The 17,171-nt window shown below is 47.2% G+C and carries 12 protein-coding genes and 1 pseudogene; 4 read left to right on the forward strand and 9 right to left on the reverse strand.

Going from position 1 to position 17,171, the window contains the following annotated elements; genetic code table 11:
- Positions 1-11: 11 nt before the first annotated feature.
- The 5 genes and pseudogenes from CVV54_05790 to CVV54_05810 all read right to left on the reverse strand — a co-directional run bounded on the left by CVV54_05790 (position 12) and on the right by CVV54_05810 (position 6,621).
- Positions 12-1,030: pseudogene (locus CVV54_05790) on the reverse strand (alanine dehydrogenase).
- 235 nt (positions 1,031-1,265) lie between these two features.
- Positions 1,266-2,528, reverse strand: coding sequence for a ketose-bisphosphate aldolase (locus CVV54_05795; protein PKL04388.1), 1,263 nt, complete (start codon positions 2,526-2,528; stop codon positions 1,266-1,268).
- A gap of 110 nt (positions 2,529-2,638) precedes the next feature.
- Entirely contained in the window at positions 2,639-3,325 is a 687-nt protein-coding gene (locus CVV54_05800) for a metal-dependent hydrolase (protein ID PKL04389.1), read from the reverse strand.
- A 137-nt stretch (positions 3,326-3,462) separates the two neighbouring features.
- Positions 3,463-5,253: an aspartate--tRNA ligase gene (locus tag CVV54_05805; GenBank protein PKL04390.1), complete on the reverse strand. Its 1,791-nt coding sequence runs from the start codon at positions 5,251-5,253 to the stop codon at positions 3,463-3,465.
- Positions 5,254-5,370: 117 nt separating this feature from the next.
- Positions 5,371-6,621 (reverse strand): histidine--tRNA ligase, encoded by a 1,251-nt coding sequence (locus CVV54_05810; protein ID PKL04391.1) that lies wholly within the window; start codon positions 6,619-6,621, stop codon positions 5,371-5,373.
- A 140-nt stretch (positions 6,622-6,761) separates the two neighbouring features.
- Between CVV54_05810 and CVV54_05815 the strand changes: the two genes are divergently transcribed.
- The 4 genes from CVV54_05815 to CVV54_05830 all read left to right on the forward strand — a co-directional run bounded on the left by CVV54_05815 (position 6,762) and on the right by CVV54_05830 (position 10,291).
- Positions 6,762-7,307, forward strand: a complete 546-nt coding sequence (locus tag CVV54_05815; GenBank protein ID PKL04392.1) for a L,D-transpeptidase — start codon at positions 6,762-6,764, stop codon at positions 7,305-7,307.
- A 62-nt stretch (positions 7,308-7,369) separates the two neighbouring features.
- The gene (locus CVV54_05820) at positions 7,370-7,600 is read left to right on the forward strand and encodes a hypothetical protein (GenBank protein PKL04393.1); all 231 of its coding nucleotides are present in this window, start codon (positions 7,370-7,372) and stop codon (positions 7,598-7,600) included.
- 346 nt (positions 7,601-7,946) lie between these two features.
- Entirely contained in the window at positions 7,947-8,732 is a 786-nt protein-coding gene (glnQ, locus tag CVV54_05825; protein ID PKL04394.1) for a glutamine ABC transporter ATP-binding protein, read from the forward strand.
- A gap of 2 nt (positions 8,733-8,734) precedes the next feature.
- Positions 8,735-10,291 (forward strand): amino acid ABC transporter permease, encoded by a 1,557-nt coding sequence (locus CVV54_05830; GenBank protein PKL04395.1) that lies wholly within the window; start codon positions 8,735-8,737, stop codon positions 10,289-10,291.
- Positions 10,292-10,392: 101 nt separating this feature from the next.
- Here CVV54_05830 and CVV54_05835 read toward each other — a convergent pair whose 3' ends face one another.
- The 4 genes from CVV54_05835 to CVV54_05850 are packed head-to-tail and all read right to left on the reverse strand — an operon-like array spanning position 10,393 to position 17,096.
- A complete protein-coding gene (locus CVV54_05835; protein ID PKL04396.1) occupies positions 10,393-12,630 on the reverse strand; it encodes an ATP-dependent RecD-like DNA helicase in 2,238 nt (745 codons plus the stop codon).
- A 5-nt stretch (positions 12,631-12,635) separates the two neighbouring features.
- Positions 12,636-13,970 carry a serine dehydratase subunit alpha family protein gene (locus tag CVV54_05840; protein PKL04397.1) on the reverse strand — a complete coding sequence of 445 codons (1,335 nt, stop codon included), beginning with the start codon at positions 13,968-13,970 and terminating at the stop codon, positions 12,636-12,638.
- A gap of 13 nt (positions 13,971-13,983) precedes the next feature.
- Positions 13,984-15,618, reverse strand: coding sequence for an amidohydrolase (locus CVV54_05845; GenBank protein ID PKL04398.1), 1,635 nt, complete (start codon positions 15,616-15,618; stop codon positions 13,984-13,986).
- 14 nt (positions 15,619-15,632) lie between these two features.
- Positions 15,633-17,096, reverse strand: coding sequence for a leucyl aminopeptidase (locus CVV54_05850; protein PKL04399.1), 1,464 nt, complete (start codon positions 17,094-17,096; stop codon positions 15,633-15,635).
- Positions 17,097-17,171 lie beyond the last annotated feature (75 nt).

Below are 17,171 nucleotides of genomic sequence, written 5' to 3' on the forward strand. Positions count from 1 at the left end.
GCTCGAATTGCTTATAGTTTCAATGCTGCAAGAGTCTCCGTATATTCGTCATCCATTTTGAACGTTTCGGAGACTACGGGCAGAGTGAGTCTTTTCTTGTGGATCGACAGCCCCTTACATATAGCTCTGTTTTCCTCACATGCCTTCACAACACCCTGAGAAGCTATCTGAACACCGTAACTGACCGTGGCGTTTGAAAGAGCTATGGCCGATGTTCTTGCATATGCACCTGGCATATTTGCTACACAATAATGTACTACTCCTTCTTCTATAAAAACCGGATCGTCGTGGGTCGTTGGATGAGAAGTTTCACCTATTCCTCCCTGGTCGATGGCAACATCAACAAAGACAGACCCCGGCCTCATCGATTTGAGATGTTCTCTTGTGACAAGCTTAGGAGCTTTTGCACCTCCCGGAAGAAGGACTGCTCCGATCACCATGTCAGATTCTTTTATCGTGTTGGCTATAGTCATCGAATCACTGTAGACCGAGACACAGTTCGAAGGCATGACATCTGAGAGGTAGGAAAGCTTTCTGTGGTTAATATCTGCTATCGTAACTTTAGCTCCAAGCCCCGATGCGACCTTTGCCGCATTGACCCCGACTGTACCTCCGCCATGCCAGCCACCTCACTCATAGGCTGAAGAAGGGGGAGTCCCCATTCCTCAGATACAAGCTCATATGCGACACATGTAGCTCCGGATCTCAGACATGCATTGGTAAGATCCTCATTTGCCGCAAAGTGGAAATAGGTGAAAATAATCTGGGAATCTCTCATCAGGTTATATTCAGGCTTTAATGGTTCCTTGACTTTAACTATCATATCTGATGTTTCCCAGACTTTTTCAGCTGCATCCATAATTTTGGCCCCTGCAGCAACGTATTCATGGTCATTAAAACCAGCTTGCAGCCCTGCGCCTGTTTCAACAAAAACCTCATGGCCTGCCTTCACATAGGTGGAGGTAGAAGCAGGAGTAAGTCCCACCCTGTATTCGCGGTTCTTGATCTCCTTTGGACATCCGATCCTCATATCAAATATCATCTCCCATTAGAATAAGATAATGAAAACCGTTACGAGCAAATCATACCATAATATTCAGAATATTACATTATGTACCAATTTTTTGATACTTATACATTTCAGTTAAAAAGATTTTCCAGTAAAAGTCATTGAAGATGCCAAAAGACAATCACAGAAAATTAAAAAAGGGACCGGATATATTGATCCGGCCCCCAATAATGCTAATTATGTTTTTTTACGTTATTTAATCGTCGTAATTCTTTCCGTCGTTGCCCTCTTTGCCGGGCGCATTCTTCACTGTGTAGTCAGATCTGCAGCCCAGGACTTTTCTGTCCGGCGAAGCGTTATGGTCAGGACGGCGTGACATGACTTCTGCTACAGCCTCCGCGCTTCCTTCTGCTCCAAACGCAACTATGAACCTCTCTGCCCAGTACTGCATCTCATCGACTATTCTGTCAATTACATACTGCGGCTCTGCGAGTATCCTGTCACAGAAGGGAAGATTGAGCTTTTTGTAGTCTCCGCTCTTACGGTTCATTCCCTTGCTGTCCCCGGCATTCACTATCTCGTTCCAAAGCTCTGTGGATATTCCCCTGTCTGCCTCTTTGGTGTAGGTGCCACCTTCGGTAATGGCATTTCCTGTTTCAGGGTCCATTTTTATTCCAAAATAGACGTTCTGGAAAAGGGTGGCAACATTGCCCTTTCTGATCCCGTATTTCCTGAAGGTAGAGACTTTGTCGAGGGGAGTTCCAGAGATACCGTGCTGAGCTATAGTAACACCGTAAGGCTCAATAACATCAGCGATCTCCTTTGTTCTTTTGAGGTCTATACCTTCCATCTGGCCTACTGTCGGATCATATGTCCCGTGGAGGCTTCCGTTAGAGATGGCAAGGTAGTCCGGGAAGATCCCCCATGAGTTCAGCCCGCCAATAAAATACTTAGCCTCTTCAACTGTCGAAAGTTCTCCGGGGCCTTTGATCTCTCCAACTTCAACTTCAAGGCCCAGTTCAGAGGGCAGCCATCCTGCGATGGATCTCGTTGCGACAAAGTTGTCATAATCATCAAGATGAGAAGCATCAATGGCAACAGATGTGAAACCGTTTACGAGTATCTTTGAAAGATGCGCTACTCCCTTGAGGACATCTTCGTTACCTTTGATCGCATAGTGGTCTACATGGAGACCAAATACTGCGCCGTGCCCCATCTCAGAGGAATATTTGAGCGCATAATCGGGAATGTTGTCATAATTTGCTCCGCAATAGGTGGATTCTGATTTGGCAAGTTCTATAAGGACCGCGGCGTTCTTCTTTTTTGCGGCCTGCAGTACTGCCTTTATTACCAGAGGATGCCTGGCGTTGGCTGCAAGAACTATGGAGTCAACTTCCTTTGCCGCAGCGACAATATCTCTCCCGCTTACAAGCCCCATGCCCTCACCGCCGAAACGTGCCTGTACGTTCAGCGGTCTCTTCTTCAACAGTTCCTGATAAGCTTTGCTATTTACATCCATAGGAATCTCCTCCTGGCTGGAATATTTATATTTGGGTCCTCAGCTAATTGTATCCCATCGAAAGATTAATGCAAGTTCATCATAAGAGGCAGAACAGTCTGTATATATATTTAGAACTCGTATTCTTCTCCCGGGCTCAGTATCTTTACTTCAGTAAACATCTCGCCTACAAGCCCTGCAAATTCTTCAGGATCCGCTTCGATCCTTGGGAATGTATTGTAGTGCATGGGTATCGCGATCCTCGGCCTTATCATCTTTACCGCCCTTGCGGCATCCTGGATATCCATCGTGTAATACCCGCCTATTGGAAGAAGTGCCACGTCTATGTTCTCATCTTGGAGCAGTGTCATCTCCATAGTGAGGCCGGTATCCCCGGAATGGTAGATTTTTTTACCGTCGACTTCTATTACAAAACCGCAGGCAACACCTCCGTAACGGACCTCATTGCCCTCTACTATCGGGCATCCGTGCCATGCCGGAGTAAGCTTGACCTTTCCAAATGAAAAGGTTGCCCTGCCGCCGATATGCATTCCCTCTGTCTTTATTCCTTTTGACGACAGATAACCGGCAAGTTCATTGCAGGTAAATACTACCGCGTTGTTTCTTTTAGCTATCTCTACGGTGCTGCCCATGTGGTCCCCATGTCCATGGGTAAGAAATATGACGTTGATGTCATTGAATTCTTCCTGTCTTGCCGAAGCCGCGGGATTGCCGTCAAGAAAAGGGTCTATGAGGGCTTTCAGGCCCTCTCCTTCAATGTAAAAGGAGCTGTGTCCAAGAAAACGGATCTTTGCCATTTGCCATCCCTCCAGTCAATTTGTTCTTAATAAATTATACCTTATTAGAATAAGTACCCGCCGTCAGGCACAAAAAGAAAAGGCTCCCTGGATTATGCCTCCGGGAGCCTTACTGATCTGATACGTTATCTGACCGCTTAAAGCAACAGCGGATCGACCGTTTTTATGGCAAGCTCGTCGAGTTGTTTCTCGTCTACAACGTTTGGGGCATCTGTCATCGGGCATTGGGCCTTCTGGTTCTTCGGGAATGCCATGACGTCCCTGATCGACCTGCATCCAAGTATGAGCATCACAAGCCTGTCGAGCCCGAGCGCAATGCCTCCATGGGGTGGTGTTCCGAAGCTCAGTCCCTCAAGAAGGAATCCGAAGCGTTCTTTGGCAGCTTCCGGCGTAAAATTAAGGGCCTGGAAAGCTTTTGCCTGCATCTCGGGGTCGTGTATCCTTATTGATCCACCACCAAGCTCGTTGCCATTGAGCACCACATCGTATGCCCGTGAACGCACCTTGCCGGGTTCTGTAAGAAGGTATTCCATATCTTCGTCCATCGGAGCGGTGAAAGGATGGTGAACTGCAGTGTATCTTTCTGTCTCCTCATCCCATTCAAAGAGCGGAAATTCAGTCACCCAAAGGAACTTGAATGATCCTTCGAGCATCCCTCTCTCTTTGCCAAGCTCAAGACGTATCTGTCCTAGTATTTCACATGCTTTGCGCCAGTTTTCATCGGCCATTATGAAGAGAGCATCGCCATCTTCAATTTCGGACATATTCTTAAGCAGGGATATTCGATCTTCATCAAGGAACTTAACAAGCGGTCCTTTAAGTTCTCCCTCTTTTATCTGGAAATTTGCCATACCTTTTGCGCCAAGGGCCTTTGCCCTGTTTTCGAGATCGGAGAGCTCCTTGCGGGAAAGTGCTGCCCCTCCGGGCAGCCTCAGCCCTTTGATAGTACCGCCCTTTTCTATCAGTGAAGCAAAGGGGTTCTCACCCCCTGCGAAAACTTTTCCAAGATCAGTCATCTGCATGGGGATTCTCAGATCGGGTTTGTCGCTGCCATAGAGATCCATTGCATCTCTCCAAGTAAGACGGAAGAAAGGAGTCTCAACCTTCACCCCAAGGATCTCGCAGAAAAGGCCGGCAAGGTAGTCTTCTGCCATTTTCATTATGTCTTCTTCTGTGATGAAGCTCATCTCAACATCTATCTGTGTGAATTCCGGCTGTCTGTCCGCCCTCAGGTCCTCATCCCTGAAACATTTGACGATCTGCATATACCTGTCACAGCCGCTTACCATAAGAAGCTGCTTGAACAGCTGCGGTGACTGAGGAAGTGCGTAAAACTTGCCCGGGTTTACGCGGCTGGGCACAAGATAGTCCCTTGCCCCTTCAGGTGTCGATTTGGTGAGCATAGGAGTTTCTATCTCCATAAAACCGTTATCACCAAAGAAATTGCGGGTAAACCTTGTAACTTTGTGCCTCGTCATAAGATTTTTCTGCATCGTCTCACGCCTGAGATCAAGGTAGCGGTATTTAAGCCTCAGATCTTCATTGACAGAGTCCGCGTTGTCCATTTCAAACGGGATCTGTTTTGAGGGGGCCAATATTATGAAATCATCTACCAGAAGTTCGACCGAGCCTGTTGCAAGTTCGGGATTTTCCGTCCCTTCTGGGCGCTGGTGCATTACACCTTTTACTGCAAGAACATATTCATTCCTCAGGGAGGATGCCCTCTTATGAGCTTCTGCGTTTAGTTCGGGGTTGAATACCACCTGAGTTACCCCGGTCTTGTCCCAGAGCTCGATAAAAATGATGCCCCCCAGGTCGCGGCGGCAGCGAAGCCATCCGTTAAGGACCGCTTCTTTCCCTGAATCTTGAAGTTTCGGCTCTCCGCAGAACATAGTTCTCTGCCAGGATGAGTCATAGTATCTTTCCATAAAAATCCCTCTTTCAAAAATGATCTGTCAAAATTTCTCTCTTTTCAAAAGATATATGAAAAAAGAAGGAAACCTCTTAAATAATTCAAAAGGGGTTTCATCTGCATCGTTTCAAGATTATTTTAGTTTGTTGATAATCGACTCGAGACTCAATTCCTCCTGAGTGCCTTCTTTTAGGTCCTTTATGGTAACAATATTTTTGTCAAGCTCTTCGCGGCCGATAATACAGGCATATTCAGCGAAGTTGCCGGCCGACTTCATCTGGCTCTTCATACTGCGTCCCATGTAGTCCATGTCAGCAGAGATACGGTTTTGCCTGAGCGTACGGACAAGATTCATGATCTCCATCCTGACCTCAGGTTCCGCAGACACAACATAGACCTTATTGGCAGGCTCTTTTCCGAAGCTGCAGCCCTGCGCTTCCATTGTCAGTACGACTCTTTCTATGCCGGATGCAAATCCTACTCCCGGAACATGCGGTCCGCCGATCGCCTCTGAAAGATTGTCATATCTTCCTCCGCCGCAGACAGCGTTCTGTGAGCCGAGGTCTCCGGAAAGGATCTCATATGCCGTCTTGGTATAGTAATCGAGTCCTCTGACCAGCCTGTTGTCTATTTTCACAACAGCTCCTATACGGTCAAGTCCGTTCTTCAGCTGTTCGAAATGTTCTTTGCATTCATCGCAAAGGTGTTCCATAACTGCAGGAGCGGTTTCCGTTATCTCTTTGCATATTGGGCTTTTGCAGTCCAGGATCCTGAGAGGGTTCCTGTCGTAACGGCTCTTGCATGTGTCACATAGCTCGTCGAATCTGGTTTTCAGGAATTCCTGCAGCGCTTTCCTGTAAACCGGACGGCACTTGGGACAGCCGACAGAGTTAAGCACGACCTGAAGATTCGAAAGACCAAGGCGGCGATAGAGTTCCATTGAAAAATCTATTACCTCAAGATCAACATAGGCATCCTGCGCACCAAGAGCTTCGATATCAAGCTGTACAAACTGCCTGTAACGACCCTTCTGAGGCCTTTCATAACGGAACATGGGTCCGATCGACCAGAGTTTAGCGGGCTGTGCACCTTTATACATTTCGTTTTCCAGATAAGAGCGGACCATAGAGGCTGTAAGCTCCGGCCTTAACGTAATACTTCTTCCGCCCTTGTCCTCAAAAGTGTACATTTCTTTTTCTACAACATCGGTCGTTTCCCCAACGCCTCTGCAAAAAAGCTCTGTATGTTCAAATATGGGGAGATGGATCTCTTTGTAACCATAATCATCCGCCACATCACGGCAAATGCCTGTTACATAAGCCCATTTCCATGATTCGTCGCCAAGTATGTCTCTCGTTCCGCGCGGTGCCCTGATGATATCCACAACAGCCGCCTCCTGATAAAAGATTTGTTTTCATTCTGTTCAAACTGTTATGATACTTCATTATGCGTAAACCTTACAAGTAGCAAATTTCTCAATGTTTGTTATAATTAACGTCGCATCATTTATCAGGGAGTGTTTTTATGAAAAAGTTCCTCGCTCTTATTATGATCATTTTGATATTTATGGTTTATGCGGACAAAAGCGATGCTTCACAAACATGGCAGCCAAAAATGGGAGAAAACTGGATCGGGATTAATAAAGAACAGCTCAGGCTGACTCTTTATAATGGACAGGCCCCAGTTAAAACATGGCAGATATCCATAGGCAAGGGAAAAGGCACCGAGAAAAAATCCCGTTTTGACCTCATCACACCTTCCGGTACATTCACAATATACCGTGTTGTGGAGGACGCAACCAAACTAGTTTATGATCCTGCCTGGTTCAACGAGCCCGGAGAACCCGAGGCAGGCGTGTACGGATCAAAGCTGATCTCTTTCTACAATAAGTGGCAGATAGCCATACATGGGACAAATAACCCCTCTTCAATAGGCAAATGGGCTACCCATGGCTGCATAAGGCTGAGGAACAGGGATATCGAAGAACTGGTAAAAAATGTCAGTCCCAAAATGAAACTTGTAATAGTTGAAAAAGATCTAAAGAAAAAATTCTACAGAGAGACTATATAACAACTATATCAGTGCCCGTAAGTAATCTATATAAATAATTAATTAAGGAGATGAGTATATCTATGAGCCGTGCATTTGTAAAAGAAGACGACGGTGAACGGGGAAATCTTATCTCCGACATCCAACACCGAGAATCTAAAGTTGAGTGGCTCAGGATCCAGGAAAAAAAACTGGATACTCTTCTGAATGACCCTAAATCAAAAAAAATCAAACCCGAAACACTTGAACGTTGGATAAAGGAAACCCGGGAAAACATTGAGAAAACAAAAAATGAACTGGGTTATCCGGACTAAAAGCGGTTTTTCGCCAGTCTCCCGTGACATATATGATTTCTTTTACTTAAACTTTTTCATTGATCATTGCGTTTAAGATCAATAACCTTTAAACTGAACGCGTGTTTCCTTATGCCACTACACGGAAGGGACGTGAGACAAAAATTGAAAAAAAACACTGGTGTCTGGTGTAACAGACACGTAAACGCTTTCAGCAGACCTCTGGTAACATCCTGCTTGTATCATTTATCCGCACAGCATAGCAGCGCAGTAGTTTTTTCCACTGCCTCCCCTATATATGGCAAACAACTTCGAATATGACCCCGGAAAGAAAACGGCAAGACAATTCTTTAAGGGGGCATAAATTGTGAATATAACCAACAAACCACTCATTGTAGTAGAAAATCTTTGTAAAGGCTTTGAGGATGGTGAAGTGCTGAAGAATGTCAGCTTCACTATTCGTGAGGGTGATCTGGCATCGATAATAGGTCCTTCCGGATGCGGAAAGTCGACCTTCCTTCGTTGCCTCAACTGCCTTGAACTCCTCGACTCAGGCTCGATCTCTATCGCTGGCGTCACCATATCACGCAGACCGGGGCAGGTGCCTGATGAAAAAATGCTTGATATCGCTCACGAGATAAGGAGCGAAGTGGGCATGGTCTTCCAGAGTTACAACCTGTTCCCGCACAAAACAATAATTGAGAATATTATGCTTGCTCCAATGGTCGTAAAAAAGCACGCCAAAGACGAAGCATATGAATTGGCAATGAAGCTTCTGGATAAGGTCGGACTAAAAGGATTCGCCTCAAAGTACCCTTCGACCCTATCTGGCGGCCAGAGCCAAAGAGCCGCTATAGCAAGGGCGCTGGCTATGAACCCCAGGGTCATGCTCTACGATGAACCGACTTCCGCCCTGGATCCCGAGCTAGTCGGAGAAGTCCTCCAGGTCATGAAAGACCTCGATGCAGAAGGCATGACCCAGATAATCGTCACCCATGAAATGAAATTCGCAAGAGACGCGTCTGACTACATAATATTTATGGACAATGGCGAGATAGTTGAGTACGACGACGGGGATATACTGTTCACGAAGCCAAAAAGCGAACGGACAAAAGCTTTCCTCCGCCATTTCGTCAACACGGGGGTAGCGTAAAGATGAAAAAATTAGCACTGTTGTTAGCGGTAATTATGCTTATAGTATTTTCTGCATGTCCACTTCAGGCAGAAGAAATGAAGGAGCTTGTCTGGGGAGGAGACTCCGAAGGCGGCTTTCCCTATATGTTCCCAAACCCCCAAAACACCGATGAGCTGATAGGTTTTGAGGTCGATATCGTGGACGCACTTGCTGAGCAAATGGGACGTAAGCCAGTCTATGTGAACAATGCCTGGGAAAACTTAATCCCCGGTCTCAACAGGAAGCTTTACGATATTTCCATCAACGGCCTCGAAGTGACTCCAGAACACAAAGATGTAATCAATTTTTCGATTCCTTATTACAAAACTTACCTTCAGCTTGCCGTCCGCAAAAACGACAATTCCATAAAGACGCTTGAGGACTGCAAAGGCAAAAAAGTTGGAACTCTAAAAGAAAGTTTTGCACAGGAACTGCTTGAAGAGGTCGGAGATATCGACATAAGGACATATAACGTCGAGGCCAACACTTACGAAGACCTCGCGAATGGAAGGCTCGATGCTGCTTTCTTCGACCATCCGATAGCGCTCTACTCCGCAGGCTTCAACCCGGAGATCAAGTTTGTCGGCCCTGAGGTAGGCGAACTTGAATATGCCATAGCTATCAGATTGGAAGACAAAGAGCTGCTGACGGAAGTCAACAAGGCCCTTGTCGCACTGCGTGATTCGGGCAAGCTTCGTGAGATATACGACAGATGGAATCTCTGGACACCAACAATGGCTGCGGAATTCAATGACTACAGCCCTTCGAAGATAGAGGCTTCAAGGTACAACGAATGGGCTGAGGCACACAGACCCAACCTTACATTTGCAAAACGTCTTGACCGCTATAAAGATGCCCTGCCCGCTTTTGGCCGTGCTGCTATCGTAACTATGCAGGTCTCGATCACCGCTATGATCCTTGCGATCACACTTGGGCTCACACTTGCCATTACCAGGGTCTTCGCCCCCAAATGGGTAGCCTCGATCGCCACTCTTTACATTGAGGTAGTCCGTGGAACACCTGTATTGATCCAGCTGTTCTTCATCTTCTACGGACTCCCTAGCATTGGGGTCAAGTTCTCACCTTTCTGGGCAGGCGCCATTGGACTTGGGCTGAACTATGCGGCATATGAAGCTGAAATTTATCGTTCAGGACTGTTCGCGATCCCCCGTACGCAATGGGAATCCGCTCTTGCTCTGGGCATGACAAGATGGCAGGCAATGAGGGAGGTCATCCTTCCCCAGGCAGTCCGTGTAGTTATCCCACCGATAACGAACGACTTCATCTCTCTGCTCAAAGATTCATCGCTCGTGTCGATAATAACTATGGTCGACCTTACAAAGGCCTACGGACAGATATCAGCAACTTACTATGATTACTTCGGGCCCGGCATAATAGTTGCCATTATCTATCTGCTGCTGGGACTGCCATTTGTAAGATTCGCCCGATATACTGAAAAAAGACTGGCGGCCGTGGACAAGGACGGGAAATACGGTCACAGGGAAAATATATACCGCTCATCTACACGCTATATCTGATCCAACAACTTTTTTGAGAACGACAGCAGAGCCGGCCTCTTAATGGCCGGCTCTGCTTATTTCTGTTTCTGGACCCTCAGACTGAACAAAAAAATATCGACTCAGCCTTTCAGGCAGTCTTTAAGTCTCCCCGCAAGCCTGGTGTATCTCTTTCGTGTCTTGTCGTTCTTCACCGCTATTGCAACAGCTTTTTTTGTTCCAACAAGCACGACAAGCTTTTTACCTCTTGTTATGCCTGTGTAAAGAAGGTTTCTCTGCAGCATCATGTAATGCTGAGTCATTATTGGTATGACAACTGCGGGATACTCTGATCCCTGAGATTTGTGGATCGAAACAGCATAGGCATGGATAAGCTCATCCAACTCAGAAAAATCATATGAGACACGGCCGCTGTCCATTTCGACTATTACTTTGCTCTCTTCACCGTCTATTCTGAGGACTGTCCCAATATCACCGTTGTAAACATCCTTTTCGTAGTTGTTGCGTATCTGCATGACCTTGTCGCCTTCCTGAACTATCCTGCCCATCCTCTGGACCTTTGATCCATGTTGGATATTAAGGACTTCCCTTAATTCTGAGTTTAGCCTTGTGGTCCCGACAGATCCCCTGTGCATTGGGGTAAGGACCTGGATATCCTTTACCGGATCGAAACCGAACTTCTGGGGGATCCTGAGTGTCACTAGTTCTTTTATTATTTCAAGAGCTTTGTCAGGATCGTTTTGCTCAATAAAATAAAAATCACAGGGAGAAGTTCCATTGCTTTTGTCATCAAAGCAGGGCATCTCTCCGCTGTTGATTTTATGTGCATTTACAACTATCATGCTCTCTTCACCCTGCCTGAAGATCTCTTTGAGGTGGACAACAGGGCACACACCGGAGTCGATTATGTCTTTAAGGACATTTCCGGGGCCCACTGACGGAAGCTGGTCTACGTCCCCGACAAACACAACAGATGCGTCCTTAGGAATGGCTTTCAAGAGATGGTGGAACAGTATCTGGTCAATCATTGAAGCTTCGTCCACCACCAGCAGGTCACAGTCAAGGGTGTTTGTCTCGTTTTTCATGAAGTCTCCGCCGGCCATTGAACTTCCTGTGTACTCAAGCATCCGATGGATCGTTTTTGCCTCATGCCCTGTCGCCTCTGTCATCCTTTTGGCCGCTCTGCCTGTAGGAGCAGCAAGCATTATGCGAAAACCCCTCGCAGACCTGATCTTGATTATCGCCTTTATCAGGGTGGTTTTCCCGGTCCCGGGACCGCCTGTGATAACCATTACCTGTGAGCTCAGAGCAGTCTTCAGTGCCTCGGTCTGCTGCCCTGCGAAGCTTATGCCCAGCTCCTGCTGAACCCAAGGTATTACTACATCAGGGGCAGCATACTGTCCGTTGAACGGTGATGAGAGTATCCTGCATAGATTCTTCGCGGAATGGACCTCCGCGTAATGGAAGGGAGGAAGGTAGACTGCGCAGTCATCCTTTCCTTCAATATCCGTATACCATTCGATAATAAGTTCCTGATTGAGCCTGCCATCCTCTATACCTTTTTCTACCAGCTCCGGAGAGACTGAAAGGATCTCAGCTGCTGATGCTGTCAGCTCCTCTATCGGTACAAAGACATGCCCGTCCCTGGTCAGTTCATTTATTACGTGAAGCACTCCTGCTCTTATACGAAGAGGAGATTCTTTGCTGAATCCCATGCTGGAAGCTATCTTATCTGCAGTCACGAAACCGATGCCGAAAATATCGACAGCTAGCCTGTATGGATTTTCCTGGAGCACCTGGACCGAGGCGCTCCCATAATGTCTGAATACTCTGAGTGCATAACCTGTGCCGATGCCGTAGCTCTGAAGGAAGAGCATTACTCCGCGCATCTCTCTCTGTTCAAGCCATGCTTCATGTATGGCCGCTGCCTTCTTATCTCCTATACCTTCAATTTCAAGCAGCTTTTCTGGTTTGGTGTCCAGTATCTTAAAAGCTTCAGCCCCGAAGAGTGAGACGATCTTTTCGGCTATCGAAGGACCTATACCTTTAATCAGACCCGAGCCAAGATACTTCTCTATACCCTGGATTGAGGATGGTGCAAATGATCTGTATTCCACTATTTTGAACTGCGATCCGAATTTGGGATGGTCTGTCCAGAGACCTTTCATACTCAGCACTTCTCCTACTGCGGGAGAGGCAATAGTACCCACAGCAGTGACCAGATCGGGATAACCCTTCACAGCTATGCGGAGAACAGCATAGCCGCTCTCCGCATCACTGTATGTTATGCGTTCGATCTGACCGGTAAGTTCTTTTATTTCCTTATCATCACCGGAGTACTGCGTTCCTTTGTATCCCATCTCCGCTAAAAATTCTCTGCTGAAGGACGGTGGCGTTGATCCAGTATCTCTATGATCACCCTGTCTACATTTTTCATTCCTTCACGGGTGACTTTTGCGACATTTTCGATCGTTTCTTCAATGGATGATCCAAAAACACCCTGCGGTATCCCCAGTCTTTGGCCTGCGACAGCCCACCTGGCTGCAAAATACGCCTCGGATGAGGCAGAACTGACTTTAAGGGCACAGCTTTCCTTTGCTCCGTCACAAAGCATGCCTGCAAGGTTTGAAAGCAGCAGCTGCATTGCATCGGCCATCTGGTCTTCAGAACCGCCCATCAAGTAAGTCATGCCTGCTGCAGAACCTGCTCCGGCAGCTACAGAGCATCCGCAGACAACGGACATGCGTCCAAGGCGTCTTTTTACAAAGCTGGTTGATATGTGGCTGATGGCAAGTGCCTTCGCTATGTCATCGTCAGTTTTTTTCAGGTGTTTGGCCAAAACCGCTATGGGGAGGATAGCAGTGATCCCATGGTTTCCGCTTCCGGCACTGCTCATTACAGGAAGCAGTATGCCAGACATCCTTGCATCCGCTGCCGCGGCAGTTATGCTTCTTATCTTCAGTGCTACATCTTCGCACTCTTCCAAAGCGAAAATATCCTTGAGGGTCCTTCCGAACCTGCTGCCCTGGACACATTCCCCACAGATCGAACATACGTCACTGGGTTTGTATCCTCCTTCTGCGACTGCTATGTTCATTTCTATTCCGGAAAGGAGGAATTTCCTGTCTTCATCATCTATCTCGTCAGCCATTTTGAGGGCTTCTGTAAATATCTGTGGAAAACCGTCATCTTCAAAACCTATCGATGAGACTGAAGGGTCTGATCTGTCTTCCATTACGGTAACTCCGTCGACAACGACTTTCTCTATGTGGTTATAATTCCCGCTGACCAGACATACAGACTTATGCTCGGGTGTAAAGATAGAGGCCAGCACGTAGACTCCGCTCCTGTCAGGATCGCAGTAGATGGTCACCCTCTCGTCCCGGACCCATTTTTCAGCTTTTTCAACATCTTTTGCCGTGCTCTTCCTTAGAACTTCAAGGCCCAGGTCGGGATCTCCGCAGATAGCCCCCATTGCCGCAGCCATTGCGTTGCCTCTTGCACCTCTGGTTCCCGGGATACCTACCGCCATACCGTTTTTATAAATGCTTCCGCTTACTGTGACCCTAACAGATGCCACTTCTTCCCTTTCAGGCAGTTCCTTACATGCCCTGGCAACAGCAAGAGCTACTGCACCCGGATCGGTGCACCCCAGTGCCGGTCTGACCTCTTTTGCCAGGAAATCTTTAAGCGTGAGCATGATTTGGTCCCTCCTAACGAATATAGCGGATCTTTCCATCCACGACTGTTAATCCGACTGTCAAGTTCTGGATCTCATGGTCATCGATCTTGAACGGGTTTTCCATGAAGGCTATGATATCTGCAGCTTTGCCAATCTCCAGCGTTCCCCTGAAATCTCCCTCTCCGCATATTAAAGCGCCGCCTTTCGTGTACATTGAAAAGGCTTCCACCCTGTCAAGCTTTTCGGATGGCAGCCAGCCGTGTTCCGGCAGGCCTGAAAGGTCTTTTCTAAGTATCGCTGCCCTTATTCCAAGCATCGGATCAAGCGGCTCGGTGGGTGAATCGGATCCTGCTCCTACTGTAATGCCGTACTGTATCAGCGTTTTCCATGCGTAGCTCCATCTTGCTCTTTCAGCGCCAAGCCTGGACATCACAATTGGCCAGTCGGAAGTTACAAATGCCGGCTGGATATCTGCCATAACACCCAAATCTGCCATCCTTTTATAAATGTCATGTGCTCCTACCTGGCAGTGTACTATCCTATGTGATATCGAGCTGTCTTTGTCAAAAAATCTCTTTGCTGATTCAACAGCGTTTAGGCATCTGTCTATTGCTCCGTCACCGATAGCATAGTAGGCTACCTGCATCCCGGCTTCCTGGGCAATTGCAGTAAGGCGGTCAAGTTCTCCCTGCGATCTTGCGTATATCCCCCTGTTCCCGGGTTCATCAGAATATTCTTCCCTTAGGGCAGCAGTCTTAGCTCCCAGGGTACCGTCAACATGAATTTTCAGCGGACCTGAAGCGAAATAGCTTATTCCGTTTCTCTTGTGATAGCCACACTCAATAAATGTTGTAAGTTCTGTTTCGTCCCTCAGATGCCACTGTTCTGCTATTCGCAGGGGCATCTTATCTTCAAGTTCCATCTGTTCGTATAGTCTGAATATCCTGTCAGTATTTCCCACTATACCCAGGTCATCTGTCTGTACTGATGTGATGCCGAGCTTGATCATTTCGTCTGTAGCTCTTTTGTACCACCTTATCAGTGTCTCGTCAGAAGATTCCGGGATATTCATCCTTACCCAGTTTACCGCTGCCTCGCTGACAACTCCGGTAGGTTCTCCGTTTTCATCCGAGTTGACTACACCCCCGGATATCTTGAAACCCTTTCCTATCCTCAATATCTCGAGAGCTTTGGAATTAAGGGAAGCGATATGTCCGCACGATCTTTCAAAGAAAAGCGGAATATCTTTCGTTATCTTGTCCAGGTCATACCTGTTGGGAAATCTTTTTTCTGCAAGGTGATTCTGATCCCATCCACGTGCAAAAAACCACTGTCCCTCATCTATCGGGGACTCTGAAAGGAATCGGCGGCTATTGTCTATCATTTCTTCGATCGAAGAAGCTCCGGACAGGTTAAGTGTTTCAAGGCTCCTGCCTGTTGCAAGAAGATGGCTGTGCGTATCTGTCATTCCGGGCATAAGGAACTTTCCTTTGATGTCCAGAACTGTTGTCTTGCTGTCACAGAGCGACAGTATATCTTTGTCGCTCCCTATTGCCTGAATGATCCCGTTTTTTGCGAACAGCGCCTTTGCCCGACCAGGAGATGACATCGGGTAGATAACGCCGTTGATGAGTGCAATTGAATCGTTCCTCTGTACATCCCCCATCAGTCATACCACCTTTACATCATCATTAAGAGCGTTGCCAGGGTCCTGGTCCCGAAACCGGAAGCACCCTTGGCATAATAGCTCCTCTGTTCCTTTATAAAATCAGCCGCTGCAATATCCAGGTGCACCCATGGAATGTCTTTATCAACAAATGCTTCCAGGAACATCGCCGCTGTGATGGCGCCGCCGTAGCGTCCGCCGGAGTTTACCAGATCGGCAACAGGAGACTTTATTGCTTTTTTTAGAGTCGGATCGTCTATTGGGAGTTTCCAGAAACGTTCCCCCGCCATTTTAGCCGCTGTGAGCACATCTTCCCCAAATGGATCATTATTGGTGAAAAGCCCTCCTGTATTCGTCCCCAAAGCTACAGCGCAGGCACCTGTAAGCGTAGCTATGTCGATAATTTTGTCAGGCTTGAGTTCTGATGCGAAAGAGAGTGCGTCGGCAAGTGTAAGCCTGCCTTCCGCATCGGTATTGTTGACTTCTATGGTCTTTCCGTTGCGCGCCCTAAGGATATCGTCGGGCCTGTATGCATTACCTCCGGGCATATTTTCCGCTGCAGCTATTATCACTGTAACTTTCCATGGCAGCTTAAGCTGAGCCGCTGCTTTTACAGCTCCAAGAACTGCACATGCTCCGCTTTTATCACCCTTCATTGTAGTCATGTGTTCCGCGGGCTTTATGTCCAGTCCGCCGCTGTCAAAGGTCAGGCCCTTACCTACAAGCGCAACATGACCTCTGCATTCACCTTCCGGTGACCATGTGAGGGTGATAAACCTCGGGGGATTTGACGACCCCTTTGCAACAGCATGGTACGCACACATTTTTTCTTTCACTATTCTGTCTTCGTCCCATATTTCGCATTCCAGACCAAGCTCCCGGGCCAATGATTCAGCTTTTTCTGCAAGAGTCTCAGGGGTGATAACATTACCCGGTTCGTTCGCTATATCCCTTGTATAGCACTGCGCCTCACCAAGTATCCTTCCTTCCTCAAGCCCTGCGGGGTCTGCATCTGCAACACTGACAACATCAGGAGATATCAGTTTCTCATCCTCTTCCTGCGACAGATACTTGTCAAATCTGTAGCATCCAAGGACAGCCCCTTCTGCAGCAGATCTTGAATTGATCCTCTCTTCCGCACTTGGCATGGTGATGTGGACGCTTGAGCATCTTTTTGCCGCAGCAGTTCTCAGGATCATAAAACTTCCTTCCCTGATGTTTTCCTGGAGACTATACTTTTCATTTCCAAGTCCATGTATGACAACGTATTTGACTGAACTGTGCATGACGGGGATCTTTATCGTGGAACCTGCCTTTGCCTTGAAGTTCCCGTTAATGACTGCTCTGCGGCAAAACTCCAACATATCTCCGGCAAGAGGTTCCAGGCACAATAACTCAGATGAGGCTTCCTCAGCAAGTATTCCGATCAACTGGACACTTTCCTGATCGAAGCCTTTTTCACATTTATTAATGTTCAATATATTCCCTCCATATAAGTAACTTGCTTTTATTCTGAACGTCATAATAATATCACTATTTAATCTCAATGTTGA

The organism is Synergistetes bacterium HGW-Synergistetes-1 (assembly GCA_002839185.1).
Classification (GTDB): Bacteria; Synergistota; Synergistia; order Synergistales; family Synergistaceae; genus Caenicola.

Excerpts from the sequence above, each read along its gene's own strand:
- CVV54_05805 (PKL04390.1), bottom strand. The coding sequence starts at position 5,253 with ATGGAAAGATACTATGACTCATCCTGGCAGAGAACTATGTTCTGCGGA.
- CVV54_05840 (PKL04397.1), bottom strand. The coding sequence starts at position 13,970 with ATGCTCACGCTTAAAGATTTCCTGGCAAAAGAGGTCAGACCGGCACTG.
- CVV54_05845 (PKL04398.1), bottom strand. The coding sequence starts at position 15,618 with ATGGGGGATGTACAGAGGAACGATTCAATTGCACTCATCAACGGCGTT.
- CVV54_05815 (PKL04392.1), top strand. The coding sequence starts at position 6,762 with ATGAAAAAGTTCCTCGCTCTTATTATGATCATTTTGATATTTATGGTT.
- CVV54_05835 (PKL04396.1), bottom strand. The coding sequence starts at position 12,630 with ATGGGATACAAAGGAACGCAGTACTCCGGTGATGATAAGGAAATAAAA.
- CVV54_05800 (PKL04389.1), bottom strand. The coding sequence starts at position 3,325 with ATGGCAAAGATCCGTTTTCTTGGACACAGCTCCTTTTACATTGAAGGA.
- CVV54_05820 (PKL04393.1), top strand. The coding sequence starts at position 7,370 with ATGAGCCGTGCATTTGTAAAAGAAGACGACGGTGAACGGGGAAATCTT.
- CVV54_05830 (PKL04395.1), top strand. The coding sequence starts at position 8,735 with ATGAAAAAATTAGCACTGTTGTTAGCGGTAATTATGCTTATAGTATTT.
- CVV54_05795 (PKL04388.1), bottom strand. The coding sequence starts at position 2,528 with ATGGATGTAAATAGCAAAGCTTATCAGGAACTGTTGAAGAAGAGACCG.